Below are 25,107 nucleotides of genomic sequence, written 5' to 3'. Positions count from 1 at the left end.
TACGACAGCAGAAGGCTGCGGGGCCAGATGGCCCTGCAGGTACAGCTGTACGTGCTTCTCTCATCCAGACTTTAACTGTCGGTACCGGAATTTCACCGGTTCAACCGTCCGCCGGAGATTTTTCTGGCAACCAGGAAAACCACCGGCTCGCGGGTCGCGGACTGTCACCGCCGGTTCGGACTTACACCGACCCCGGAGCACGTATGTGTGTTGTTATTGTGCCACAACCGGAAGGTGCCCCCGGTTATTCCGACGCCGCACGTAACGTCCGCGCACCTTCCGCCCGCAACCTGTCGATGGCGGCAGCGGGATCGTCGGCCCCGTACACCGCCGAACCGGCCACAAAGACGTTGGCGCCCGCCTCCGCCGCCCGGGTGATGGTTTCTTCGGTGATCCCGCCGTCCACCTGGATGGCCACCCCGATCCCGGAGCCGTCGATGGCAGCCCGGGCACGCCTGATCTTGGGCAGTGTCACGTCGAGGAAGGCCTGGCCGCCAAAGCCGGGTTCCACCGTCATGATGAGCAGCATGTCCAGTTCGGACAGCATGTCCAGGTAGGGTTCGACGGCGGTCGCCGGCCGAAGCGCCATTCCCGCCTTCGCGCCCCTGCTGCGGAGCTCCCGGGCGAGCTTTACCGGCGCGATGGACGCTTCGGCGTGGAACGTGACCGAGGCGAGGCCGGCGTCGGCGAATCCGGGCGCCCAGCGGTCCGCGTCGGTGATCATGAGGTGCGCGTCCAGCGGGACCGGGCTGACCGCCTGGATGCGCTCGACCACGGGCAGGCCAATGGTCAGGTTGGGGACAAAGTGGTTGTCCATGACGTCCACGTGCACGGCATCGGCGTTGCTGATGCGCTGCAGCTCAGCCTCAAGGTTGACGAAGTCGGCGGAGAGGATGCTCGGGTTGATGCAGCATTCCGTCACGAGGATGCCTTTCTGTTGTTCTTGGATGCGTATGGAAGACAGGCCGTCAGCCTTGAAAGCCGGGCCTGTCAGCCCTTCTTCCTGATGAGGGCCAGGAACATGGCGTCGGTGCCGTGGACGTGCGGCCAAAGCTGCGCGGTGGACTCGTGTCCGGCTCCCAGGCTGCCCGTCAGGCTGACGGCATCAAGGGCGGCACCGGCGTCAAGAAGCTCGAGGTCGTCCCGTTTGCGGAGTGCGTCGGCCACCACTGCCTTGGTTTCGGCGGGGTGCGGGGAGCAGGTCACGTAGGCCACGACTCCCCCGGGCCGGACCGCCGCCAGCGCGGACGCGAGAAGTTCCCGCTGCAGCGGGGCAAGATCGGTCAGGTCCTTGGGTGAGCGGCGCCAGCGGGATTCCGGCCGCCGCCGCAGCGCGCCGAGTCCGCTGCAGGGGACGTCCACCAGGACGCGGTGGTAGGACGCGGGCTGCTCGACGCCCACGTCCCGCCCGTCACCGGTGCGGACCTGCCAGGTGTCCCGCGGCACGGCGGACAGCGCCTGGCTAACGAGTGTGGCCCGGTGGGGTGCCGGTTCGTTGGCGAGCAGGGTGGCTCCGCGTTCCCGGGCGAGGGCACCCAGGAGGGCGGCCTTTCCGCCCGGGCCGGCGCAGAGATCGAGCCAGGACTCGCTGCCCGCGTCGGCGGTGCCGGCCGGGCCAAGGTCAACTGCCGCCATGGCACGGGCCACCAGCTGCGAGCCGACGTCCTGCACCCGGGTGGTGCCGTTTCGGACGGATTCGAGCCTGCCGAGATCTCCACCGCTGGAGAGGGCCGACCCTTCCACGAGTTCCCCCGGGGTGGCGCCGTTTTCCAGGGCCTCGTCCAGGCTCCCCAGACCGGGCAGTGCGACAAGGTTCACCACGGGGGCGGCGTTGTCAGCCTCCAGGAGGTCGGTGATTTCGGCTGCAGAGCGGCCGTGGGCCACCAGGGCCTGGCGCATCGCACGGACTATCCACTCGGGATGGGCATGCCGGAGTGCTGCGACCCTCGTTTCGTCGGTTTCGCCGGCCACCAGGAGGTCCAGCCATTCGTCCAGGTTTCGGGCGGTGACTTTGCGGAGGACCGCGTTGATCAGCGACGACGGCCCGGCACCGATGACGGCACGCGCCAGCCCGACCGTCTGGTCCAGCGCGGCGTGGGCCGGGACCCGCATGGCGAGCAACTGGTGCGTCCCGATCCGGAGGGCGTCAAGGATTGCGGGGTCCAGCTGGTCCAGGGGCCGGTCCACGCACCGGGCCAGGATGGCGTCATAGGTGCCCTGGCCGCGCAGTGCGCCGTAAGTGAGTTCGGTGGCGAACCCGGCGTCCCGTTTGTCGAGGCGGTGGTGGCGGATCCGGGCCGGCAGGACCAGGTTGGCGTAGGCATCCTCGGCCGCAACAGCCCGCAGGACCTCGAAGGCCACCAGGCGTGCAGGATCCGCGCGCCTCGTGCGCTGCGACGGGGCGCTTTCGGTGTAATTCCGCTGCGGGCCCCGGTTGCGTTCACGGCCCTGGGCATTGCGCCGGCTGGTGTCGCGGGGACCGCCCTTGCCGCGGCCGCGCTGCGCGCCGTTTCCGCCCTGGCCGCCGCGGTGCCCGCCCTGCCCGGAGTTACCGCCGCCTGAATTTCCAGGCCCTCCCGGGTTGCTGCCGGAACCGCTCATTCGAACACCACGCCTTCCAGTGAAGCCAAGCCGCGTGCCCAGTCGGCAGCGGACATCATCTTTTTCCCGGCGGGCTGGATCCGGGTGAGTTCCACCGCGTGCGATCCCGTGCCCACCAGGACGCTGTTGCCGTTAATGGCCACGGATCCCGGCCGCAGGTCTGTGACGTCAGGGCGGAGGCGGACGGGTTCGAGCTTGACGCGCTGCCCCGCCAGGACAGTCCAGGCGCCCGGTTCGGGAGTGACGCCGCGGGCCTGCCGTCCGATGGCGAGGGCAGGGTGGGACCAGTTGATATGGCCGTCCTCGAGTGTGAGTTTCGGGGCGACTGTGACGTCACCGCTCTGCGGCACGGGCGCGGCCTTTCCGGCTTCGATGGCGGACAGCGTCTGGGCAAGGAGCACCGCGCCGCTGTGCGAGAGCCGCTCCAGCAGTTCCCCCGCGGTGTCCTCCGGCCCTACCGTTTCGGTCAGGGTGCCAAAAACAGGGCCCGTGTCCAGGCCCTCTTCCAGCTGGAACGTGACGGCGCCGGTGACGTCGTCTCCGGCAATCACCGAACGCTGGACCGGAGCGGCCCCGCGCCAGGCCGGCAGCAGGGAGAAGTGCAGGTTCACCCAGCCGTGGGAGGGAACGGCGAGTGCGGCAGGTGGAACCAGCCCCCCGTACGCGACGATGGCCGCGACGTCGGGCCTGGCCGCCGAGATCTGTTCGGTGGCTTCGGCATCCACGCGGGCAGCGCGGATGACGTCGATCCCCAGTTCCGCGGCACGGGCCGCAACCGGCGACGGCGTGAGGACGCGTTTGCGGCCGACCGGCGCGTCGGGACGCGTAAGGACGGCCACGACGTCGAATCCGGCCTCCACCAGGGCGTTGAGTGACGGGACTGCGACGGCGGGGGTTCCCGCGAAAAGGACCCTCACCCGGCGGCGCCAAAGCTGGAGCCGGAACCGGCTGCGCCCGTCCCGCCGAAGCTTGCCCCGCCGAAGCTGGATCCGACTGTCTTGGCGCGCTGCGACGTCGTCCGTTCCGTCACGGCGTCATAGCCGGCGTTCCGGATGGACCGCAGGGCAGCCTTCCGGTCCTCCCCCTCCAGCCTGTCCGTGTAGAGGATGCCGTCCAGATGGTCGTTTTCGTGCTGGAAGCACCGGGCCAGCATGCCTTCCGCCTCCACTGTCACCGGGTTGCCGCGCATGTCCACGCCGGTGAGGCGGGTGGCGCGGAAGCGGCGCACCGGGAACCCGAGGCCCGGGATGGAGAGGCAGCCTTCCATGTGGTCCGGCTGGTAGTCCTCGCTGTTTTCCAGCACAGGGTTGACGATGTGCCCCTCGATGCCGTCGATGCGGTAGGTGAAGACACGCTGGCTGACACCGACCTGGGGTGCGGCGAGGCCTGCGCCGTCCACGTCTTCCATGGTTTCGGTCATGTCGGCGACCAGCTTGGCAAGCTCAGGCCCGAATTCCGTCACGGGATCGGCGACTGTGCGCAGCACAGGATCACCAATGATGCGGATATTCAGAATAGCCATGGGCTGTTTTTCCTCACGGTTGCAGCAAAAGGGAACCAATCCAGTTTAGGTGCAGTCCCGGTGGCCAGGCGGCCCCCATCTGGCGGGCCGTACTAGGCGCGCACGGGCTGGGCCAGGGGCGGCGGGGCGATGGGCAGCAGCGCAGCGCCGGCGCTGATGGTGTCCGCGGACAGCTCCCAGACCCGGCGCAGCGCGCAGAACTTCCACCAGTGGTGCTTGAGGACGTCGGGATTCGCACGGACCGGGCGGACCTCGGTTTCCCCGATAGCCACGGCCAGCAGCACCGGGTTTTCGCCGTACTTCCACGGTTCCCAGGTGCCCGCCACCGGATCCACCAGGCTTTCTTCCGCTTTCATACCGGCCACCAGCTGCATCACCACCTTGTCATCGAGGGGCTTGACCTGGCCGTCGCGGGTGGTGCCCTTGGTCTTGTAGTCGATCAGGCAGACGCGTCCGTTGATGCGCGCTACGAGATCCAGCGTTCCGGCATAGCCCACGGAGTTGTTCCACACCGTGATCTCCGGGGCTATGGGTTCCACCCGGAAAAGCTCCCACCACTCATCAAAGCGGACAGCGAAGGCCTCTTCACCATTGGCGGCCAGCGCCTCCCGGGCTTCCTTCATGGCGTGGGGCCTGCCCAGCGCCCGCAGCGCCACCTGCTCACAGTAGTAATGCACCCTGTCCCCACGCCGGGCGGCGTCATCCCGGTAGGCTTCAGCGGCTTTGGCGGCCCGGTTGATGGCCTGCTTGATCTTCGCCGGGCTGCCCAGGCAGTCCGAGAGCAGGGGATCGTTCGCCAGGCTGCTGGCGCCCATGTATCCGAACCAGCCGTCCAGTCCGTGCGGCTGCTGGCTGATCACGGTGGTGATGGACGGCACGGAGAACTGCTCCGTTGTGGAGCGCGCGTACATCCGGCCGTATTCAGTGGCATGGGCGAGAAGCGGATCTGTCATGGAAAAGACTCTTTCACAGGGGGCCGACAAAGTCTCCGGGCGGAGGTCCGGGCACAAAAAAGGTCCGTCTCCGCTGTATTCGAGCGGAAACGGACCAATCTTTGGTGGGCGATACTGGGTTCGAACCAGTGACCTCTTCGGTGTGAACGAAGCGCGCTACCACTGCGCCAATCGCCCTGACGCATTGAATGCTAGCCCACCTTCGGGCCAATTCAAAAATCAAAGGATGCGCCGCTGAACGGAAGCCCGGCGGCGACCAAATGGACCGCCTTTTCAGCCGCCCCCTCCCCTGCCGGCCGTCCGGCCTCCGCCGGAAATTACACGCCTGTAAGTCCCTAAATCCGCGCGGATAAAGGGAAGAAGCCACATGGCAGCCAGGGCGGCAACCCCCGATTTGGAGATTCCCGGAACCTCCTATATTGTTTTTACTCGTTGGAAGCGAGGAAATGCCGAAACGGCAAGGAAATCACCTCCAAAATGCGGACGTAGCTCAGCTGGTAGAGCACCACCTTGCCAAGGTGGATGTCGCGAGTTCGAATCTCGTCGTCCGCTCGCAGGACACTGTCACGGCTGGGATTCCCTGGAATCTACGCCTACACGGTGGGTTGGCCGAGAGGCGAGGCAGCGGCCTGCAAAGCCGTATACACGGGTTCGAATCCCGTACCCACCTCGGTGAAAACCATGGTTTCCGGATTTTATCCGGGTGCAATGGGCGATTGGCGCAGCGGTAGCGCGCTTCCCTGACACGGAAGAGGTCACTGGTTCGATCCCAGTATCGCCCACTGGCAAGTTTACTTGCCACAACGCAGTCCGGCTCCGGCCGGAACGCACATGCGGACGTAGCTCAGCTGGTAGAGCACCACCTTGCCAAGGTGGATGTCGCGAGTTCGAATCTCGTCGTCCGCTCTCTTTATGTTTTACCCTTGCCGGACTTCCGGTTCCGGGCGATTGGCGCAGCGGTAGCGCGCTTCCCTGACACGGAAGAGGTCACTGGTTCGATCCCAGTATCGCCCACGAAAATCAGCAGCTCCCTGTGGGGCTGCTTTTTTGTTGCCCGCTTCCTGCCGCCGGCCGCCCGGCCTTCCTACTGGCTGAAAATACGGCAGTCCGCTGCGGGCGAACGGTGAACCGGCCCATTTTCCTTGGCATGACTCCCCCTCGGGTCTAGGATCGTATGCGCATGGAGCGACCTGGCTCCGCGATTGAAGGGAGGTGCTCGTGGGACTATTTGGCGACTTAAAGGGCAAAGCTCAGGGTCTTATCCGTGGCAACGAGCAGGCCATCAAGAACGGCATCAGCAAGGCCGGCGATCTCGTCGATTCCAAGACCGGAGGCAAGTACTCCGGGCATATCGACAAGATCCAGGATGGCGCTTCCAAGCTCATTGACAAGAACGGAACACCGGGCCAGGCATCAGCCCCCGGGCAGGTTCCTCCGGCTCCCGTCAACCCGGTTCCGCCGGCGGACAGGACTCCGTAAAGGATTTGGCCAGGGCTTAGCCCTTGTGCGTCAACGGGGCGCGGGTCCCGCCGGGAGGCGGCGCCCGCGCCTTTGGCGTTTAAGAAGGCCGGATCCGCCCGGCCGGCCGGATCCACTCAATCCCGATTCCGCCCCCACCCGATTCCTTCCCGACCCGATTCCTTCCCGGCCCGGGCACGCCGGTAACCTGCGGTTATGCCGAAGTCCCCCGCGCCGTCCACAACACCCCGGCCAGTCCAGTCCACGACTGAAACGTCCCGGCCCGTCGCAGCAGGTATCGTCACAGCCCTGGTGGGATTCACGTCATCCTTCGCCGTGGTGCTGGCCGGCCTTAAGGCGGTTGGGGCGGACCCCGCCCAGGCGGCGTCCGGACTCCTGGCACTGACGCTCACTGTCGGCGTCGGTATTGTGGTCCTTGCCTGGCGCTCCAAAGTGCCGGTGACGCTCGCCTGGTCCACGCCGGGCGCGGCCCTGCTCGCGGCATCAGGACCGGCCGACGGCGGGTGGCCTGCCGCCGTTGGCGCCTTTCTCGCCGTCGGGGTGCTGATAGCCCTGACGGGCCTGGTTCCCGCCCTCGGCCGGGTGATGGCCCGGATTCCCGCCACCCTGGCGCAGGCGATGCTGGCCGGGGTCCTGCTGCAGCTTTGCCTTGCACCGTTCAAGGCACTGGGTACGGTACCGCTGTTCGTGGCGCCGGTGATCGTCTGCTGGCTGCTGCTGATGAAGTTCGCACCGCGCTGGGCTGTGCCGGGCGCCCTGCTGGTGGCCCTGGCCGTGATCGGCGTGTCGCTGGCGGCAGGCGGAACCGCGCCGGGAGAAGGCGCGTTGCTGCCCACCCTGGTATGGACGGCGCCGTCGTTGAGTATGCAGGCACTCGTGGGTATCGCCGTCCCGCTGTTCGTGGTGACCATGGCATCCCAGAACGTCCCCGGCGTGGCGGTACTGCGGTCCTTCGGCTATGACGCGCCGTGGCGTCCCGCGATGCTGGTGACCGGCGCCGGCACTGCCCTTGGCGCACCGTTCGGCGGCCATGCGATCAACCTCGCGGCGCTCAGCGCCGCGCTTGCTGCCGGTGAAGAAGCCGGGCACGACCGCAGCAGGCGCTGGGTGGCAGGTGTCACCGCGGGCCTCGCCTACCTGGTGCTCGCCGCCTTTTCCGCGGCCCTGGTGACGCTGGTGAACGCAGCGCCGGCTGGGATGCTGGAAGCGGTGGCCGGGCTGGCGCTGCTGGGAACCCTTGCGGCGGCCATTTCCGCGGCGCTGTCGGATCCCGAGGACCGTATCGCCCCGTCCGTAACCTTCCTGATCGCCGCTTCCGGGCTGGCCTTCGCGGGAATCGGGTCGGCTTTCTGGGCCCTGCTGGCGGGGCTGGCAGTGCGATGGCTGCTGCTGCCCCGGCCGGAACGCGACCTGGAAACGTCAGGACGGGAGAACTAGGACGGTTCGTGGTTCTGGCCTTCACGGGCCAGCGCGGTCAGTCGGGAGACGGCACGGAAGTACTTTTTCATGTACCCGCCCGTCATCATGTCCTCGGTGAAGAGCTTGTCGAACGGCACCCCGCTGGCCAGGATGGGGACGTCCTTGTCGTACAGACGGTCGGCGAGGACCACGAACCGCAGCGCCACGGCCTGTTCGGTGATGGTTTCGACGTTGCGCCACACCACGCCGTCGATGCCGTCAATGAGCTGGCGGTAGCGGCTGGGATGCACGCCGGCGAGGTGGTGGATCAGGGTGGAAAACTCGTCCTGGGCCACGGTCTTGCCGTCGAACTCGGCCTTCATGTGCGACGACAGTTCGCTGTTCTTCAACGGCGCCGGAGCGGCGGGCAGGCCGCGGTGGCGGAAGTCTTCGCCGTCGATCCGGATGACGTCGAACTGGTCCGCCAGGACCTGGATTTCGCGCTGGAAGTCGACGGCGGCGAAGCGTCCGTCGCCCAGCGAGCCGGGCAGGGTGTTGGAGGTGGCAGCGAGCTTGACCCCCGCGTCGGCCAGTTCCCGCATGAGCCGGGACATCAGGACGGTGTCACCCGGATCGTCCAGTTCGAATTCGTCAATGCAGACAAGCTTGTAGCTGCTGAGGGCGTCCACGGTCTTGCGGAAGGACAGTGCTCCCACCAGGTTGGTGTATTCGACGAATGTGCCGAAGGCCTTCGGTCCCGGAGCCGCGTGCCACAGCGAGGCGAGCAGGTGCGTTTTGCCGACGCCGAAACCGCCGTCCAGGTAGATCCCCGCCCGGCCGTCTTCCTTCTTCCCGAACAGCTTCTTGAAAAGCCCGCCCCCGTTGCCCGCGCCCACGCCGTCGGCAAATCCCTGCAGGGCGCGCACTGCGGCGGCCTGGCTGGGCTGCTTCGGGTCCGGCCGGTAGCTGGCAAAGGAAACCTGGCCGAACCGCGGCGAGGGATAAAAGCCCTGGAGGAGTTCATCCACCGAAACTGCCGGAGTGCGGGCGGCAAGCTGTTCGATCTGTACCAAGGTGGTCCGTTCTGCTGGTAGGAGGTCCCCAGAAAGGATACCGGCAATGCCCGGTTGCCCCGGGCGTCCGCTGTGCGGGAGGGGCCAAGGGTGATCAAGGCAACATTTCGCCCTGTTAACGGAATACGGACAACATCCGGAGCGCTGGCTAGTGTGGAGACGGTCCCAACGCCGGCGCCATGTTCCGGATCCGGCAGACCTGCCGTGTTCTCAATGAAAGGCCACCGCCATGCCCTACCCCGTTGAACAGAACGAGAAGTTTGCCGCCTACGCGCACCCGGAGCGGCTGGTGTCCACTGAGTGGCTCGCCAAAGCCCTTGAGGACGGCGCCGTGGACAACGGCGACCTGGTCATCGTGGAGTCCGACGAGGACGTTCTGCTGTTCGAAACCGGCCACATTCCCGGCGCCGTCAAGATCGACTGGCACACGGACCTGAACGACGAAGTCACCCGCGACTACGTCGACGGTGCCGCTTTCGCCGAACTGGCCGCGTCAAAGGGCATCTCGCGTGACAGCACCGTCGTGATCTACGGCGACAAGTCCAACTGGTGGGCCGCCTATGCCCTGTGGGTCTTCACCCTGTTCGGCCACCAGGACGTGCGCCTGCTCGACGGCGGACGCGACAAGTGGGTCGCCGAAGGCCGTGCGCTGACCAAGGACAAGCCCGCCCCTGCCCGCGGGACCTACCCCGTGGTGGAACGTGACGACACCCCGATCCGCGCATACAAGGAAGACGTCCTGGCGCACCTGGGCAAAGGCCCGCTGATCGATGTCCGCTCCCCCGAGGAATACACCGGCCAGCGCACGCACATGCCTGCCTACCCGGAGGAGGGCGCCCTGCGCGGCGGCCACATCCCCACCGCAGCGTCGGTTCCGTGGGCCCGCGCCGCCGCCGAGGACGGAACTTACAAGAGCCGCGCCGAACTCGAGGCCATCTACCTTGGTGAGGCCGGGCTGTCCGAGGGCGACAACGTGGTGGCCTACTGCCGCATCGGCGAGCGTTCCAGCCACACCTGGTTCGCCCTGAAGTACCTGCTGGGCTTCGACACCGTCCGCAACTACGACGGTTCGTGGACCGAGTGGGGCAACGCGGTGCGCGTTCCGATCGTCAAGGGCGCAGAACGCGGCTCCGTCCCCGTCGCGGCAGGAGTCTGACGGGAGGCACGGCCCGCGTAAACTTGTACCGATGACTACTCAAGCACTGCCTGCCGCCCTTGCGGCGATCGTGGATGATTTCCAGGCCCTGTCCGAACCCGAGAGGCTCCAGTTGCTGCTGGAGTTCTCCGAGGGGCTCCCAGAGCTGCCCGAACGGCTGACCAACCATCCGGAACTGCTGGAACAGGTTGTGGAGTGCCAGTCGCCGCTGTTCCTCACCATTGAGACGGAAAAGAACGACGACGGCCCGGCGGCTTCGGTGCGGCTCTTCTTCAAGGCGCCTGCCGAGGCCCCCACGACCCGCGGCTTCGCCGGTGTCCTGCACGAGGGCCTGGACGGCTTGTCCGCGCAGGAGATCCTCTCGGTCCCGGACGACATGCCGGAGCTCCTGGGGCTGACCCGGGCCATCACACCGCTGCGCATGCGGGGCATGACGGCGATGCTGGGACGGATCAAGCGCAAGGTCGCCGCGGCGGCCGGCACCAGCGCCTAGCGTCCGCCCGGGAACCGGTGGCACGCAAGAACACAGCACAGGGAACCCCGGCCACTGCGGTCTTGACCGCGGCCGGGGTTCCCTTTGTGCTTCACCCGTACACGCACGACCCGGCCGCGGCCAGCTATGGCGCCGAGGCTGCCGAAGTGCTGGGCATCAATCCTGCCCGGGTCTTCAAAACGCTGATGGTCGAGGTGGAGGGAAGGCTGGCGGTAGGCATCGTCCCCGTAAGCGGAAGCCTGGACCTAAAGGCCTTTGCCGCCGCCTTAGGGGCCAAGAAGGCGGCGATGGCTGATCCAGCTGCCGCCCAGCGGCGCACCGGGTACGTCCTGGGCGGGATCTCGCCACTCGGCCAACGGCTGCCCTCCCCCACCGTCCTGGACGCCAGCGCCCTGGCGCTGGAAACCCTGCTGGTCTCGGGCGGAAAGCGGGGCCTGGACATCGAGCTCGCTCCGGCGGACCTCGTGCGGCTGACAGCCGCCGTCACCGCACCGATCAGCAGCGCTTCCCGGCAAAGCGGGTCATGACCCTGACCGAACCCCGCACGATCCGTGCGTAGGTTTTGTTCGACATGCCGCGCGGGGGCGCTAACGGCAGGAGCCGCTGCTCAGCGATGGTCTGCGGCTCGGTGTACTTCAGGATGCCCTCGCGCCCGTGCCGGCGGCCGGCCCCAGAGTCCTTCATTCCGCCGATGGGGGCGTCGTGCGACGCCCACGTGGCGGCGTAGCCTTCGTTGACGTTGACGGTACCTGCCATCAGCCGACGTGCCACCCCGCCACCACGGCGCGCGGACCAGACGCTGGCATTGAGTCCGAAATCCGAATCGTTGGCACGCGCCACCGCCTCGGCGTCGTCCGCCACCCGGTGCACCGCAACGACGGGCCCAAACGTCTCCTCCCGGGCCAGCAGCATGTCCTCTGTGACACCGGTCAGGACCGTCGGTTCATAGAACAGGGGCCCCAGGTCAGGCCTGGTCCGGCCGCCGGCTACCAGCTGCGCCCCCTTGTCCAGGGCGTCCCGGACGTGCCGGTCGACCCGGCCAAGCTGTTCCTTGCTGATCAGCGGTCCCATGCCGATGTCCCAGTCCGGTCCGGCGCCCAGCCGGATGTTCCCCACCTGCGCCGTGAATGCTGCCATGAACCGGTCGTAAACAGCCTCATGGACATAGATCCGTTCGATACTGACGCACAGCTGGCCGGAATTCGAGAAGCATGCCTGCACGGCACCGGCCGCCGCCCTGCCAACGTCGGCATCAGCCAGGACCAGCATCGGATTCTTTCCGCCAAGTTCGGCGGAAAATCCGATCAGCCGCTCCCCGCACTGCCGCGCCACGGCCCTACCGGTCGCCGAAGACCCCGTGAACATCACGAAGTCCACCCGCCCGATCATCGCCGGTCCCAGCGTCGGCCCATGCCCGGTGACGATCTGGAACAAGCCTTCGGGCATGCCTGCGTCGCGGAGCAGCCTGAGCATCAGCAGGGCCGTCAAGGGCGTCTGTGCGTCCGGTTTCAAGAGGATGCCGTTGCCGGCGAGCAGGGCGGGGATGGCATCCGAGACCGCAAGGGTCAGCGGGTAGTTCCAGGGGCTGATGACGCCGACCACCCCTTTGGGCACGCGGTGGACCGTCGTGCGGGTCAATCCAGGGGCGGCACCGGCATGCCGCGCAGGACGGAGGAACTTTTCGACGGTGCGGCCGTAATAGCGGGCCGTCAGGACGACGTCGGCGAGCTCCTCGAAAGCGCCCAGCCGGGGCTTGCCGCTCTCGGCCTGGACCACATCCAGGATGTCCTTTTCCTGTTCCAGCAGCAGTCCGGTAAACCGCCGGAGGACTCCGCGCCGCCGGGCCATGGGGAGGCCGGCCCAGGAATGCTGGGCTTTACGGATACCGGCCACGGCCGTGTCCACGTCCTGCTGCGTGCACACCGGCACCTTGCCCACGACGCTTCCGTCAAGGGGTGAGACGGACGCCTGCAGCGGCCTGCCCGCCGCGGCCGTCACCAGGCCGGGAAGTCCCGCGGCCAGCTCCGGAATCCGGCGCATCATCGCGGCCGCCCCGTCCGGCCGTGTCACAGCCCGGCCCGTGTCCACTGCGCAGCCCGTGTCACAGCGCAGCCCGCTTCATACCGCCGCCCGGGCTGCGCCCGGGTTGAGCCTTGGTGCCAGCTGCTGCCGCAACCACGCCTTCACCAGCCGCTCCCACCGTTCGGGGTCGACGTTCCACTCCTTGGTGTGCCGGGCGCGGTGGAACGTCTCGAAGGTCACCATTTCCGGGTTCCGCTCGGCCAACAGCGCCGAAGGTTCATAGGGAACATACTCGTCGTCAACGCTGTGCAGGATCAGGGTGGGGGTACGCAGTTCCACCGCCCGGGAAACCCAGTCCATTACTTTCAGGTCCACGGGTGCGGCGAGCCCGGTGAGGCGGCGGCCCAGCGGATGTCCCAGCATCAGCTGCCCGTAGCGGCCCACCAGCGACGGAATCCGGTTGATCTGCGCGTGGTGCGCCAGGACGTTCACCCAGTCGATGACGGGCGCATCGAGGACCATCGCGCGGATCAGGTGCCGGTAGCGCGACAAGTCGGCGGTCTGCAGGCAGATGGCGCCGCCCATGGACCAGCCGAACAGCACAATCTCCTCCGCTCCGTTGGCGAGTGCGTATTCGACGGCAGCCTCGATGTCGCGCCATTCCGTGGAGCCCAGGCCGTACCGGCCGTCGTCCGCCGAGGGCGCCAGCCCGTCGTTGCGGTAGGACACGAGCAGGCTGGTCAGCCCCAGTTCCAGCGCGGGGCCAACGGCGCGCAGTGCCTCCTGCCGGTTTGCCCCCCGTCCGTGGACCATGATGGCCCACGTCCGTGCGGTGCCGCCGGCACGGACCAGCCAGGCGGGAGCCTCTCCACGCTCCACCGGGATCACCACATCCTCGGCAGGAATTCCGACGGCGGCGGGGTCCGGATAAACGGCCCCGCTCCACCAGCCCCAGCGCGCAGCGGCGAGGTCACCTGCGTAGACGGCCTCCACTTCGCGCAGCACGGTCCGCTCCGCAGGTGACCACGACACTATGCGCCCTATGCGCGCGTGCCCCCTGCCGCCGTCGAAGAAGAACCCGTACACCCCGTCCACGGTGGTGTCGTCCGTGGCAGCAAGGATTACCTGCTGTTTGTTGCCGTCGCGGATGACTGCCAGCACCTCCTGGTCCGCGGTGCGCTGCCGGGAAGGAGTTATGACCCGCCGCGCGAAGTACACCGCGAGCGCTGAGGAACCGGTGGCCAGCAGCGACGCGAGGGCACCGCCGCCGATCGCTCCGCCAAACGCCCATTTTGCCCGCAGTGACATCCCGCCACCGTCCGGCGTGCCGTTGACGGGTGCGGAACGGGTGCGCTGGAAAAGAGCCATGGCTCTATTCTTACCGCCCCGGGACGGCAGGGCGCACCCGTGGTCCCGGCGCTCCCGGAATCCCTGTCCCGGGACCTGGTGCGGCTGCCCACGCACAGGGCTAGGCTAAGGCCATGAGTGATCCCATCGTCATCCTGACCGAAGAACCCCTGGGGGCGGATGACCGCCTGAATATCGAGCGCCTGGTGGACGGCACGGACGCCCGCCTGCTGGTACTGGTTCCGGCGAACACTGAACGGCACCTGCTGGTGGACTTCCTTGAGAACCTCTCCATGCTGGACATTGCCAAGGCTTTCCGGGAGCTGACCGGACACACCCCGGATCCCACTACCGAGCGCGCACAGGCCGCCGAGACGCTGTCCGCGTCGCTTGCGGCCCTGGAGGGACTTGGCAGCGGAGTCACAGGGGAGGTCGTGGAGGGCAAAGCCGTTGATGGCCTGGTCGCCCGGGTCCGCGAGACAGGCGCCACACAGGCTGTGGTGATCACCCGCCCGCATGCCGTCGCCGACACCTTCCATACCGACTGGGCCAACAAGGCGCAGGACCGATTGGGGGTTCCTGTGCTGCACCTGTACGCGGGGTCGGGATTTATCGGCGACTCCTGAGCGTTGACATACCCATGAGCATCTTCGGAAACAGCATTTTCGGAAACAAGGCCACCCACGCCGTCAATGATCCGGCGGCAGCGGACACTGCCGCTGAAGCCAGGGGCAACGCGGCCCCTGAACCTACGGTCCGGAAGTCCGATGCCGAGTGGCGGGAGGAACTCACCCCCGAGGAGTTCTACGTCCTGCGCCAGGCCGGCACGGAGCGTCCGTTCACCGGTGAATACTGGGACACGCACACCTCGGGCGTCTACCAGTGCCGGGCCTGCGGGGCTGAACTGTTCACCAGCAACGAGAAGTTCGATTCCCACTGCGGCTGGCCGTCCTTCTGGGCGCCGCTGGCCGACGGCACGGTCCGCTACATCCACGACCGCACCCTGGGCATGGACCGCATCGAGGTCCGGTGCGCCACCTGCGACTCCCACCTTGGCCACGTCTTCGAAGGCGAGGGCTACGGCACGCCCACGGACCAGCGCTACTGCATCAATTCGGTATCCCTGAAACTGGTGCCGCGGGAGGAACCGCAGGCCACCGGCCAGGATGCGGCCGGCTGATCCCCCAGCGCCACAATGGCTCCGGGTCATTCCGGCCATCATTAGCAACAGCTTTTCTTAGGCTAAGCCGCTTTTTGAATTAGTTCTGCTGGTTGCTTGCTACGCTCCAAACAGACAGCAAGCAACCAGAAAGGCAGCCGACAATGACTGAAACCCTGACCACTCCGGCCACCGGGATCTCCGCAGCCAACGCGGACTGGCTCCGGCTCAAGGCTGCGGCCACGGCGCTCCAGTCCCTGCAGGAGCAGGAGGGCTCCATCGCCGAAACCACCGCCCACCCCGACGCTGCCCGGCATGTGGATGCGATCGTGGACGCAGTCCGTTCCCTCGCCCCGCACTTCCCCCACGACGCGGAGTACCTGGACGCTGTCTGCGCAGACTTTGCCGCATGGGCGGCCGGCGGGTTCGGTGTACCGGACTTCCTGCCCTCTCTCCTCGCGTTCCAGCCGCAGGAGCAGCGCCGTGACGGGCTGCAGCACCTGGTGGTGTTCCCCATGTACACCCAGAACGGCAGCAGCAGCCGCCTGGTGGAAGCGGTCCTGATCGAGGTCATCTGGCCCAAGTTCATCGACGGCCTGGAAAGCGGGGACTACTCCAACAAACTGTTCGTCCCCATCCGTTTCCTGGACTTCACCGCCGGCTATGACACCAACTCCGCCGTCCTGTTTCCGGAGACCGTCGCCGTCAGCAGAACCCCCACCTTCACCTGGGGAGCGATCTTTGCAGACCGTGAGGCGGCACGCTTCCGCCGGGTCCTCAAGGCTGCCGCGGAAACCACCCAGCTCGAGCTTCCCGAGGGTGCGGCGGAGATGCTCGCGGACCAGGACCTCACCGAAGCCACCTTCGTGATGTGGGACCTGATCCACGACCGCACGCACATGCGGGGGGACCTGCCCTTTGATCCGTTCATGATCAAGCAGCGCATGCCGTTCTTCCTCTACTCCCTGGAGGAGCTGCGCTGCGACCTCACCGCCTTCCGCGAGTCGGTACGGATCGAGAAGGACGAAGACGCCGATCCCGAGGCACGCCGCCACGCAAAGCTGGTCCAGTACGCCATCATCTTCGACCGGATCTTCCGCTTCGCCATCACCGGAAGCCGCGTCCGGAACTATGACGGCCTGGGCGGGCAGCTGCTCTTCGCGTGGCTCCACCAGCAGCACGTCCTGCATTGGACCGACACCCGGCTCACCATTGACTGGGACCAGGTGGCGGAGGCGGTCATCGCCCTCGGCGCCCGCATCGACGACCTGTACTGGCGCTCCATCGACCGGCCCAAGACGGCCCACTGGCTTGCGGCGTACCGGCTGATTTCCGCCACCGTGACGCCCCACCCGGCGTCGGTCTGGGCCAAGGGACCGGAGGCGCTGCCCCTCGCGGGCGCACCCCGCGGCCTGACGGACCAGGTCCTTGACGATGAGTTCCCGCTGTCCATGTTCTACGAAGCACTGGAGAAGAAGATGCGCCCCGTCATCGAATCCACGGCCGGGATCACCGGCGCAACCGCGCTGTGAGCGGCGCCGGGTCACGGTTGACCGTCCTGGTCACGGGCGGCAGCAGCGCGTCGGGGATCGCGGTCGCCCGGGCCCTGCACAAGGCCGGGCACAGGGTGTTCACCGTCGGCTCGGACCAGGCCCGGATCGAGGCTGCGGCCGCCGAAGCAGGCGGCGGGGTCACGCCCCTCACCTGTGATCTTGCAGCGCCCGACGGCGTCCGGCGGCTGCGGGCCGACGTCACCGCGGCCGCCGGGCCCGTGGACGCGGTGATCCACCTCGTCGGCGGCTGGCGCGGCGGGAAGGGCATCACCGACCAGTCCGATGAGGACTGGGAGTTCCTGCACCGCGGCGCCGTCACCACCCTCCGCAATGTCTCCCGGGTCTTCTACGACGACATGGCCGCCTCCCCCACCGGAAGGTTCGTTATGGTGTCGTCGACATCGCTCGACAAGCCGGCAGCCGGGGTGGCCAGCTACGTCGCCGCCAAAGCGGCCGCCGAAGCCTGGACCATGGCCGTGGCGGACGGCTTCCGGACAGCAGCCGGCGACGGCGGTGACGCGGCCGCCGTCGTGCTGGTGGTCAAAGCGCTGGTGGACGACGCGATGCGGCGCAGGAACCCCGGCCGAGGCTTCCCGGGGGCGACGGATGTGGAGGACCTGGCCGCCGCCGTCGTGGAACTCTTCGACAGGCCCGGCAGTGAACTGAACGGCACCCGGCTGCGGCTGGCGGACTGACCGCCGCGGCTGAACCTAGACTTGAAAGCGTGAGCAAAGGCATGACAACCACAGCAGAGACACTGGCGGCCGCGCGGCTGCACGACCCCGGCGTGCGGGGCTTCGCGTCCGACAACTACTCGGGCGTGCACCCCGAAATCCTCGCGGCCCTGGCCGCCGCGAATGACGGGCACCAGGTTTCGTACGGCGAGGACGACTACACGGCCCGGCTGCAGGAACTGATGGTGGAACACTTCGGACCCGGCATTGAATGCTTTCCGGTGTTCAACGGCACCGGCGCCAACGTGCTGTCCCTCCAGTCGCTGCTCCCCCGCTGGGGTGCGGTGGTCTGCGCCTCCACTGCCCACATAAACATGGACGAGAACGGCGCGCCGGAGCGTGTTGGCGGCATCAAGCTGCTGCACGTCCCGACCCTGGACGGCAAACTCACCCCGGAGCTGATCGACCGCGAGGCCTGGGGCTGGGGCGATGAACACCGCGCGCAGCCGCTTGCCGTGTCCATTACGCAGACCACCGAACTGGGGACCTGCTACACCCCGGAAGAAGTCCGGGCCATCGCAGACCACGCGCACGCCCGGGGCATGAAGCTCCACATGGACGGTGCGAGGCTGGCGAACGCCGCTGCGCACCTCCAGCTTCCGCTGCGGGCCTTCACCCGCGACGCCGGGGTGGACATCCTTTCCTTTGGCGGGACGAAGAACGGCCTGCTCTTTGGCGAGGTGGTGGTGGCCCTGAACCCGGAGGCTGCGCACGGGCTGGTCTACCTGCGGAAGATGAACATGCAGCTGGCCTCCAAGATGCGCTTCCTGTCCGCCCAGTTCATCGCCCTCCTCGAGGGCGGCCTCTGGCTGCGCTCGGCATCCCACGCGAATGCCATGGCGGCCCGGCTGCGCGCCGCCGTCGACACCATCGACGGCGTGCGGCCTACCCAGAAAACCGAATCCAACGGGGTCTTCGCCGTCCTGCCCGCCGGCGTGGCGGACCGGTTGCGGGAATCCTTCCGCTTCTACGACTGGGATGCAGCGGCCGGAGAGGTCCGCTGGATGTGCTCCTTCGACACCACCGAGGAGGATGTGGATGCCTTTGCTGCCGCCATCCGCCAAGAGCTCCGCGACTTCCCGGCCGGCCAGTCCAGCTAGGCCGCCGGCGGCGAGCCTTCCCGCCCCGCCCGCGACGGTTGCGTAATCTGCCAAGGTGAACGCACTTGACCAGGTTCCTCCGGCTTTCCTCCACGCCTTGGGAACCCTCAGGAAAGCCCAGTGCCGCAAGGAACTGCGCCTCGCCGAAATCCCGGCGCCGGCCCGGCTGGCACCCTTCGCCGTTGCGCTCGGCGCCGAGGTCATGGCACCCGGCGCCGGGACGCCGGCCACCCCGGTGCACGGCCCCGCCGCCATGGCCCTTGCCGCCGCCGCGGGCACGGGGGACGACACCGAAACCGAACTGGCCACGGGCCGCTTTATCCTGCTCCACGACCCGGACGGGTCAGCCGTCTGGGACGGCGAATTCCGGATCGTCACCTACATCCGCGCCGAGCTGGAACCGGAGATGGGCAATGACGAAATGCTCGGAACCGTCGCGTGGACCTGGCTGGTGGAGGCTCTGGAAAACCACAAAGCCGAATACCGGGCAGCAGGGGGAACGGCCACCCGGGTCCTGTCGGAAAGTTTCGGGACCCTCGCCGAACGGCCGGGCTCAATTGACATCGAACTCCGCGCGTCCTGGACCCCCGCCTCGTCCGATGTCACAGCCCACCTGGAGGCGTGGTCCGACATGGTGTGCACCTTCGCCGGCCTGCCACCCCTTCCGGACGGCGTGACGCCCCTGCCCCACCGGCGCCGGAACTAGGTTGCCCGGTAAACTAAGGGCATCATGACCCCTAACATTCCGGAAAACACCACGGCCGGCGTCCCGGCTGCTGATACCGCACCCCACATCACGGTGGAAGGCTTCGACAGCCCCATCCCAGAAATCATTGAACTGGCAACGCCCCGCGAGGGCGTGCCCCTGGTCATCGAAACCCAGGCCGGGCTGGAGCGCTGCGCCGCCGCCATCGCCGCCGGCACCGGCCCGGCCGGCGTGGATGCCGAACGTGCTTCCGGATTCCGTTATGGGCAACGGGCATTCCTGGTCCAGATCCGCCGCGAGGGGGCGGGCACGTGGCTGATCGATCCCGAACCCTTCGAAAACCTTTCCATCATCAACGACGCCCTCCGCGGCGTCGAATGGATCCTGCACGCGGCCAGCCAGGACCTGCCCTGCCTGCTGGAACTTGGCATGTGGCCGGACAAACTTTTCGACACCGAGCTCGCCGCGCGCCTCGCCGGGCTGCCAAGGGTTGGCCTGGCCGCCGTGATCGAGCAGCTCCTGGGCTTCGGGCTCGCCAAGGAGCATTCGGCCGCAGACTGGTCAACCCGGCCCCTGCCGGAACCGTGGCTTCGTTACGCGGCGCTCGACGTCGAAGTCCTCACCGAGCTGCGCGAAGAACTCGTGGAACTGCTGGAGGCAGACGGAAAACTCGAGTACGCCGAGCAGGAATTCGCCGCCATCCTCGCCGCCGGTGTGGCCCCGCCCCGGGTGGACCCCTGGCGGAAAACCTCCGGGCTCCACCAGATCCGTGACCGCCGCCAGCTCGCCGCCGTCCGCGAACTGTGGCTGGAACGCGACTCCCTGGCACAGAAGCGGGATGTGGCGCCGGGCCGGCTGATCCCCGATTCCGCGCTCGTTGCAGCCGCCAAGGCGATGCCCGCCACCGTGCCCCAACTGCTGGGGACCAAGGGGTTCCACGGCCGGGCCGCGCAGCGTGAAGCCCCCCGTTGGCTCCGGTGCATCGCCGCCGCCCGGGACCTTGAGGAACTGCCTCCGCTGCACCTGCCCACCAACGCGCCGCCGCCGCCCCGGGTCTGGGCGGACCGGGACCCCGACGCCGCCGCCCGGCTCGCCACCGCCCGCCCACTGCTGCAGGAAAAGGCCGAACAGCTGAACCTGCCATTGGAAAACCTGCTGACACCGGATTACCTCCGGCGCGTGGCATGGCGCCCCCCGGCGGAGGTCACTGAAGCCTCCGTGGCCGGGGAACTGCGGGCCCTGGGGGCCCGGGATTGGCAGATCGGGATTGCGGCGCCACTGATCACCAGGGCGTTCCTGAATCCGCAGCCGCTGCCGCCAAAGGAAGCAAAGCCTGCCGCTGCACTGTAGGACGGGTAGGGCGCTCCGCGGAGCAGGGCCGGCGGAATGCCAGGAGCTCCCTTGCAGGCTAAGTTACCGGCGAGTAACATCGGGGCTGTTGTCCACGTTCCACCCCAACTGAAGGAGCCCCGGTATGAGCGCTGCAGATTTCACCGCATTCGCCAACCTCTTCACTGACGAAACCGTCACGCACTCGCATGTCCGGGACATTCCACTGCCCGCCGGTCCGGGACAGGAAAGCCCCGGAACCTTCGCCCTGATCACCCTCGATAACGGCCTGGACCACATGAAGCCCACCACGCTGGGGCCCCGGACGCTGGTCGAACTGGGTACCGTCCTCGAAGAACTTCGGGACCGTGCCGCCCGCGGTGAGATCGTCGGTGTGGGGGTTACCGGAAAGCCGCACTACCTTGTGGCGGGCGCCGACCTGTCCGCGGTGAAATCCCTGGCACAGCGCGAGCACGGCCTGAAAATGGCGCAGTTGGGCCATGACGTGTACAGCACCCTCGCCAACCTGGGTGTTCCCAGTTTCGCCTTCATCAACGGCGCGGCACTGGGCGGCGGGCTGGAGCTGGCGCTACAGTCCACATACCGGACGGTGTCCGGGGAAGCCGGCGCCCTCGCGCTTCCCGAAGCGTATCTCGGCCTGGTGCCGGGCTGGGGCGGCGTATACCTCTTACCCCGCCTGATCGGCCCGGACATTGCCGTCAAGGTCATGATCGACAACCCGCTCGGGGGCAACCGCACCCTGACCGGCGCCGAGGCATTCAAGCTCGGCATTGCGGATGCGCTGTTCGGACCCACGGACTTCCTGGAGCAATCCCTGTCCTGGGCGGCCGCCGTCATCGCCGGGCAGGTCGTCCCGGAGCGGCCCAACGCCGTCGATCCTGCCGCGCCGGACACCGCCGCGCGCTGGCAGGCTGCGGTGGCGGCAGGACGGCGGACCGTGGAGGCGAAGACCTCCAACGCCGCACCCGCCCCCGGCAAGGTCCTGGACATCATGGAAGCCAATCGCACCATGTCCCGGCAGGAATCGGCGGCACTGGAGTGCGAAACCCTGGCCGGGCTCATGCAGACGGACGAATTCCGCGCCACGGTGTACGCCTTCCTCGACCTCGTCCAGAAGCGGGCCAAGCGGCCGGCAGGTGCCCCCGCCCGGGAACTGTCCCGGAAGGTTAAGAAGGTGGGCGTGGTCGGCGCCGGCCTGATGGCCAGCCAGCTGGCCCTGCTGTTTGCCCGCCAGCTCCAGGTCCCGGTGGTGATGACCGACATCGACCAAACCCGCGTGGACAAGGGCGTGGGCTACGTGCACGCCGAGGTGGACAAGCTCCTGGCCAAGGGCAAGATCAACGCGGAAGCCGCCGCCGGCACCAAAGCCCTGGTCAGCGGCTCCGTGTCCAAGGCGGCGTTCGCTGACGCCGACTTCGTGATCGAAGCCGTCTTCGAGGAACTGGGGGTGAAGAAGCAGGTCTTCGCCGAGCTGGAAGGAATCGTGCGGCCGGACTGCATCCTGGCCACCAACACGTCCTCGCTGTCCGTGACGGCCATGGCGGAGGACCTGCAGCACCCGGAACGGCTGGTGGGCTTCCACTTCTTCAACCCGGTGGCCGTGATGCCGCTGCTGGAGATCGACCGCGCCCCGCGCACCGGCGACGAGGTCCTGGCCACCGCGTTTGAGCTGGCCAGGAGCCTCAGGAAAACCGGTGTGCTGGTCAAGGACGCCGCCGCGTTCGTGGTCAACCGCGTGCTGCTGCGGCTGATGGGCGAAGTGACCGCCGCCTTTGATGAAGGCACGCCGGCGGACGTAGCGGACAACGCATTGCGCCCGATGGGCCTGCCGATGACCCCGTTTACGCTGCTGGCCATGGTGGGACTGCCGGTGGCGCAGCACGTCCAGGAATCACTCCACGCCGCCTTCGGTGCGCGGTTCGCGGTGTCCGCCAATCTCCAAAAGCTCATTGACAACGGCGTGAAAGGCCTGTGGGAGACGGCCCCGGACGGATCCCGTTCCATCCCCCCGTCCACACTGTCACTGATGTCCTTCGGGACCAGTCCTTCCACCGGGGACGAAGTGCTGCGCCGCGTCCAGGATGCCCTCGCCGGCGAGATCGGCCTGATGCTGGACGAGGGCGTCGTGGCCGGTCCCGAGGACGTTGACCTCTGCATGATCCTGGGCGCCGGATGGCCGCTGTTCCTGGGCGGCATCACCCCCTACCTGGACCGGGTGGGCGCCTCGGAGCGCGTGAACGGGAGGCGCTTCCTGGCTCCGGGGGTGGCGTCCGGGCCGGCTGCGGGCTAGCTGCACTCTGGTTCAGGCGGGGGTAAGGCGGCCGTCGTCGAGCCTCAAGACGCGGTGGGCCGCCGCATGGGCGTACGCCAGGTCATGGGTGACCAGCACGACGGCGGCACCGTCCGACGCCGCGGACCGCACCGCAGCGTCGAGCACGGCGAGGCCATGAGCGTCGAGCGCGACCGTCGGTTCGTCCAGCGCCAGGACGGAGGGCCTGCGGACCAGGACCGTTGCCAGGGCCAGCAGGCGCTGCCGGGATGCGGAAAGCTCGGCGGGATGTTCCCCCGCTGAGTCCGCAAGCCCGACCGCGGCCAGGGCGGCCTGTACCCGGTCTCCGGCCTCCGGCTGGCCGCACAGCCGGTCCAGCCCGAACCGGACCTCCCGGAGCACGGTCCGTTCAAACAACTGGTCCCGGGGATGCTGGAACAACAGGCCGACGGAGGCTGCCGTCCTGCCAACCGGTGCCCCGGCGATGTCAGTGCCCGCCACACGGACCGCTCCGGAGCGGGGCCGCAGCAGGCCGTTGAAGTGGCGCAGGAGGGTGGACTTGCCGGCTCCGTTGGGGCCGGTCACGGCCACGATCTCGCCAGGGCGGACGTCAAGGTTAACCTCCCGCAGCACTGCGGCCCGTCCAGCGGCCTCCTCCCCGGCACGGGACCTGCTGCGGAAACGGCGTCCGGCCCGGGGCACCGCGTGCCCGTACCCGAAGGTGACACCGCGAAGCTCCAGGGCCGGTGCAGCGCCACTGATGGTCCGGGTTGCGGCGGGTGTTCGGGGCTGCGTTCCGGACCCGGCCCGCCTGATCCCGGCGGGCACCAGACCGCCGGATTGCAGGAGTGCCGGCGTTCCGCTGGCACTGGCCGTCCCGCCGTCGAGGACAAGCCAGGTGTCCGCTTCAAGCAGCAGGGTGTTGGTTTCCTGGCTGAGGATGACGACGGCGGTGCCGGCGTTGACGAGGCCACGCACCAAGGCGGCGAGTTCGCTGGCGCCCGCGGCGTCCAGCGAGGCGAACGGTTCGTCCATGACCAGCACCGGCGGGCCGGTGATGATGGCGCAGCCGATGGCCAGGCGCCGCAGCTGGCCGCCGGACAGCCGGGCCGGATCGCGCTCGAGCAAGCCGGCAAGTCCCAGGAGCCCGGCGGTGCGTTCCACGGCGGCTTTCATGGCGACGGGGTCCACGCCGGCGTTTTCCAGGCCGAACGCCAGCTCTTCGGCCACTGTTGCCCGGACCGTGGACAGGGCGGCGGACGCGTCCTGCGGTACGAAGCCCACCAGCCTGCCCCACCTGGCCGGGTCAACCCGGGGATCTGCATCGCCGCCGCCGAACTCGAGCCGGCTCCCGGCCAGTTCAAGATACCCGGTGAGGGTGCCGCCCTGGCCCGGAGTGAGCCAGCCCGCGAGGAGCCGGCCGATGGTGGTCTTACCGCTTCCGGAGGCGCCCAGGACGGCGGTGAGTGTTCCCGGCGCGACGGCGATAGCCACCCCGCAAACGACGGGCTGGCCGCCGTCGTGGAAGGCAAAGCTGTCGATGCCGGCCGCCAGCACCGGCGTGGAGGGGCTCATGGGGTTCCTCCCGCGGCCTGCCACAGGCGCAGGGCCACCGCCGCTGCTGCTGCCAGCACAAAGAGGACGCGGAGCAGCCGCTGCGGAACGGTGTCCGGTACGGTGCGGTAGCTGGTACGCGGCCCTGCACTGCTGAAACCGCGGGCTTCCAGGGCCGCCGCGCGGGTGCCCGCGTCGTCAACGAGGGACAGGACCAGCGGGATGGCCTGCAGGCGGAAGGCGGCGGCCTTGTGCGGCAGGCCGGGGCGGATGACCAGCCCGCGGGACTCCTGGGCCTGGCGGATCCGGCGAAGCCGGTCGCTGGCGGCGGGAAGCAAGGTCAGGGTGGAAGCGAGCACAAAGCCGAACCGGCCGGAGATGCCGCGGGCGGACAACGCCGCGACCAGGTCAGGGACGCTGACGCTGAACGAAAAGACCATCAGGACCAGGACCACGGCCGAGACTGCGGCTGCACGCTCCAGGGCGAAGCCCAGGCCCTCGGCGGTGATGCGGACCGGGCCCCACTGGCCGAGGACGGTGCTGCCCTCCGGAAAGGACAGCCCGTGCACGATCAGCAGGGACAGGCCCAGCGGCAGCAGGACGGCGGCGGGTGCCGGCAGCCGCCACCAGGCCGTCCC

The 25,107-nt window shown here is 68.1% G+C and carries 23 protein-coding genes, 6 tRNA genes and 1 riboswitch; of the genes, 18 read left to right on the top strand and 11 right to left on the bottom strand.

Annotation, left to right across the window (positions count from 1 at the left end; translation table 11 throughout):
* Positions 1-47 precede the first annotated feature (47 nt).
* Positions 48-205, bottom strand: a riboswitch (FMN riboswitch).
* Between the two features lie 39 nt (positions 206-244).
* The 6 genes from rpe to ACYQ1Z_RS15010 form a co-directional block, all read right to left on the bottom strand.
* Complete coding sequence (gene rpe / locus ACYQ1Z_RS15035; protein WP_459793353.1) at positions 245-922, bottom strand: ribulose-phosphate 3-epimerase; 678 nt, start codon at positions 920-922, stop codon at positions 245-247.
* A 68-nt stretch (positions 923-990) separates the two neighbouring features.
* Positions 991-2,601: an RsmB/NOP family class I SAM-dependent RNA methyltransferase gene (locus ACYQ1Z_RS15030; RefSeq protein WP_459793352.1), complete on the bottom strand. Its 1,611-nt coding sequence runs from the start codon at positions 2,599-2,601 to the stop codon at positions 991-993.
* Positions 2,598-3,518 (bottom strand): methionyl-tRNA formyltransferase, encoded by a 921-nt coding sequence (fmt, locus tag ACYQ1Z_RS15025; protein ID WP_459793351.1) that lies wholly within the window; start codon positions 3,516-3,518, stop codon positions 2,598-2,600. The genes ACYQ1Z_RS15030 and fmt overlap by 4 nt, the downstream gene beginning before the upstream one ends.
* The gene (gene def, locus ACYQ1Z_RS15020) at positions 3,515-4,123 is read right to left on the bottom strand and encodes a peptide deformylase (RefSeq protein ID WP_459793350.1); all 609 of its coding nucleotides are present in this window, start codon (positions 4,121-4,123) and stop codon (positions 3,515-3,517) included. Before def ends, fmt begins: the two co-directional genes overlap by 4 nt.
* Before the next feature lie 92 nt (positions 4,124-4,215).
* Positions 4,216-5,076 (bottom strand): cytochrome, encoded by an 861-nt coding sequence (locus tag ACYQ1Z_RS15015; protein WP_459793349.1) that lies wholly within the window; start codon positions 5,074-5,076, stop codon positions 4,216-4,218.
* Positions 5,077-5,178: 102 nt separating this feature from the next.
* A tRNA-Val gene (locus ACYQ1Z_RS15010) sits at positions 5,179-5,253 on the bottom strand.
* Positions 5,254-5,555: 302 nt separating this feature from the next.
* Here ACYQ1Z_RS15010 and ACYQ1Z_RS15005 point away from each other — a divergent pair.
* The 7 genes from ACYQ1Z_RS15005 to ACYQ1Z_RS14975 all read left to right on the top strand — a co-directional run bounded on the left by ACYQ1Z_RS15005 (position 5,556) and on the right by ACYQ1Z_RS14975 (position 7,992).
* Positions 5,556-5,628: transfer RNA gene (locus ACYQ1Z_RS15005), tRNA-Gly, on the top strand.
* 47 nt (positions 5,629-5,675) lie between these two features.
* Positions 5,676-5,746 (top strand) — tRNA-Cys (locus ACYQ1Z_RS15000).
* A 40-nt stretch (positions 5,747-5,786) separates the two neighbouring features.
* Positions 5,787-5,858 (top strand) — tRNA-Val (locus ACYQ1Z_RS14995).
* A 51-nt stretch (positions 5,859-5,909) separates the two neighbouring features.
* A tRNA-Gly gene (locus tag ACYQ1Z_RS14990) sits at positions 5,910-5,982 on the top strand.
* A 36-nt stretch (positions 5,983-6,018) separates the two neighbouring features.
* A tRNA-Val gene (locus ACYQ1Z_RS14985) sits at positions 6,019-6,090 on the top strand.
* A gap of 204 nt (positions 6,091-6,294) precedes the next feature.
* Entirely contained in the window at positions 6,295-6,555 is a 261-nt protein-coding gene (locus tag ACYQ1Z_RS14980; RefSeq protein ID WP_459793348.1) for an antitoxin, read from the top strand.
* 195 nt (positions 6,556-6,750) lie between these two features.
* Entirely contained in the window at positions 6,751-7,992 is a 1,242-nt protein-coding gene (locus ACYQ1Z_RS14975) for a benzoate/H(+) symporter BenE family transporter (RefSeq protein WP_459793347.1), read from the top strand.
* Here the strand turns inward: ACYQ1Z_RS14975 and zapE are convergent.
* Positions 7,989-9,026, bottom strand: a complete 1,038-nt coding sequence (gene zapE, locus ACYQ1Z_RS14970; protein ID WP_459793346.1) for a cell division protein ZapE — start codon at positions 9,024-9,026, stop codon at positions 7,989-7,991. The genes ACYQ1Z_RS14975 and zapE overlap by 4 nt on opposite strands.
* 229 nt (positions 9,027-9,255) lie before the next feature.
* Between zapE and ACYQ1Z_RS14965 the strand changes: the two genes are divergently transcribed.
* The 3 genes from ACYQ1Z_RS14965 to ybaK are packed head-to-tail and all read left to right on the top strand — an operon-like array spanning position 9,256 to position 11,202.
* Positions 9,256-10,182, top strand: coding sequence for a sulfurtransferase (locus ACYQ1Z_RS14965; RefSeq protein ID WP_459793345.1), 927 nt, complete (start codon positions 9,256-9,258; stop codon positions 10,180-10,182).
* 31 nt (positions 10,183-10,213) lie between these two features.
* Positions 10,214-10,675 carry a SufE family protein gene (locus ACYQ1Z_RS14960; protein WP_459793344.1) on the top strand — a complete coding sequence of 154 codons (462 nt, stop codon included), beginning with the start codon at positions 10,214-10,216 and terminating at the stop codon, positions 10,673-10,675.
* Positions 10,676-10,692: 17 nt separating this feature from the next.
* Positions 10,693-11,202, top strand: a complete 510-nt coding sequence (ybaK, locus tag ACYQ1Z_RS14955; RefSeq protein ID WP_459793343.1) for a Cys-tRNA(Pro) deacylase — start codon at positions 10,693-10,695, stop codon at positions 11,200-11,202.
* Here ybaK and ACYQ1Z_RS14950 read toward each other — a convergent pair.
* Complete coding sequence (locus tag ACYQ1Z_RS14950) at positions 11,171-12,745, bottom strand: succinic semialdehyde dehydrogenase (RefSeq protein WP_459793342.1); 1,575 nt, start codon at positions 12,743-12,745, stop codon at positions 11,171-11,173. The two genes, ybaK and ACYQ1Z_RS14950, sit on opposite strands and share 32 nt — an antisense overlap.
* 48 nt (positions 12,746-12,793) lie before the next feature.
* Entirely contained in the window at positions 12,794-14,065 is a 1,272-nt protein-coding gene (locus ACYQ1Z_RS14945) for an alpha/beta hydrolase family protein (protein ID WP_459793341.1), read from the bottom strand.
* Positions 14,066-14,178: 113 nt separating this feature from the next.
* On the opposite strand from ACYQ1Z_RS14945, the gene ACYQ1Z_RS14940 reads away from it, so the two are divergent.
* The 8 genes from ACYQ1Z_RS14940 (at position 14,179) to ACYQ1Z_RS14905 (ending at position 22,936) form a co-directional block, all read left to right on the top strand.
* Positions 14,179-14,670, top strand: coding sequence for a hypothetical protein (locus ACYQ1Z_RS14940; RefSeq protein WP_459793340.1), 492 nt, complete (start codon positions 14,179-14,181; stop codon positions 14,668-14,670).
* Positions 14,671-14,684: 14 nt separating this feature from the next.
* A complete protein-coding gene (gene msrB / locus ACYQ1Z_RS14935) occupies positions 14,685-15,224 on the top strand; it encodes a peptide-methionine (R)-S-oxide reductase MsrB (RefSeq protein ID WP_459793339.1) in 540 nt (179 codons plus the stop codon).
* A 143-nt stretch (positions 15,225-15,367) separates the two neighbouring features.
* Positions 15,368-16,735: a DUF6421 family protein gene (locus ACYQ1Z_RS14930; RefSeq protein ID WP_459793338.1), complete on the top strand. Its 1,368-nt coding sequence runs from the start codon at positions 15,368-15,370 to the stop codon at positions 16,733-16,735.
* On the top strand, positions 16,732-17,451 hold the full coding sequence (locus ACYQ1Z_RS14925) for an SDR family NAD(P)-dependent oxidoreductase (RefSeq protein ID WP_459793337.1): 720 nt from the start codon (positions 16,732-16,734) through the stop codon (positions 17,449-17,451). Before ACYQ1Z_RS14930 ends, ACYQ1Z_RS14925 begins: the two co-directional genes overlap by 4 nt.
* A 41-nt stretch (positions 17,452-17,492) precedes the next feature.
* Positions 17,493-18,590, top strand: coding sequence for a threonine aldolase family protein (locus ACYQ1Z_RS14920; RefSeq protein ID WP_459793336.1), 1,098 nt, complete (start codon positions 17,493-17,495; stop codon positions 18,588-18,590).
* Positions 18,591-18,645: 55 nt separating this feature from the next.
* The gene (locus ACYQ1Z_RS14915) at positions 18,646-19,296 is read left to right on the top strand and encodes a DUF3000 domain-containing protein (protein WP_459793335.1); all 651 of its coding nucleotides are present in this window, start codon (positions 18,646-18,648) and stop codon (positions 19,294-19,296) included.
* Positions 19,297-19,320: 24 nt separating this feature from the next.
* Positions 19,321-20,646: an HRDC domain-containing protein gene (locus tag ACYQ1Z_RS14910; RefSeq protein ID WP_459793333.1), complete on the top strand. Its 1,326-nt coding sequence runs from the start codon at positions 19,321-19,323 to the stop codon at positions 20,644-20,646.
* Between the two features lie 124 nt (positions 20,647-20,770).
* Positions 20,771-22,936: a 3-hydroxyacyl-CoA dehydrogenase NAD-binding domain-containing protein gene (locus ACYQ1Z_RS14905; RefSeq protein WP_459793332.1), complete on the top strand. Its 2,166-nt coding sequence runs from the start codon at positions 20,771-20,773 to the stop codon at positions 22,934-22,936.
* A gap of 12 nt (positions 22,937-22,948) precedes the next feature.
* On the opposite strand, the gene ACYQ1Z_RS14900 is transcribed toward ACYQ1Z_RS14905, so the two are convergent.
* Together ACYQ1Z_RS14900 and ACYQ1Z_RS14895 are read right to left on the bottom strand one after the other, a co-directional pair.
* Positions 22,949-24,490 carry an ABC transporter ATP-binding protein gene (locus ACYQ1Z_RS14900; RefSeq protein WP_459793331.1) on the bottom strand — a complete coding sequence of 514 codons (1,542 nt, stop codon included), beginning with the start codon at positions 24,488-24,490 and terminating at the stop codon, positions 22,949-22,951.
* Positions 24,487-25,107, bottom strand: a 621-nt coding sequence (locus ACYQ1Z_RS14895; RefSeq protein WP_459793330.1) for an energy-coupling factor transporter transmembrane component T, incomplete at its 5' end; no start/stop codon positions are given. The genes ACYQ1Z_RS14900 and ACYQ1Z_RS14895, both read right to left, overlap by 4 nt.

This window comes from Arthrobacter sp. AD-310, assembly GCF_054656615.1.
This window is presented reverse-complemented; position numbering and strand designations above follow the sequence as displayed.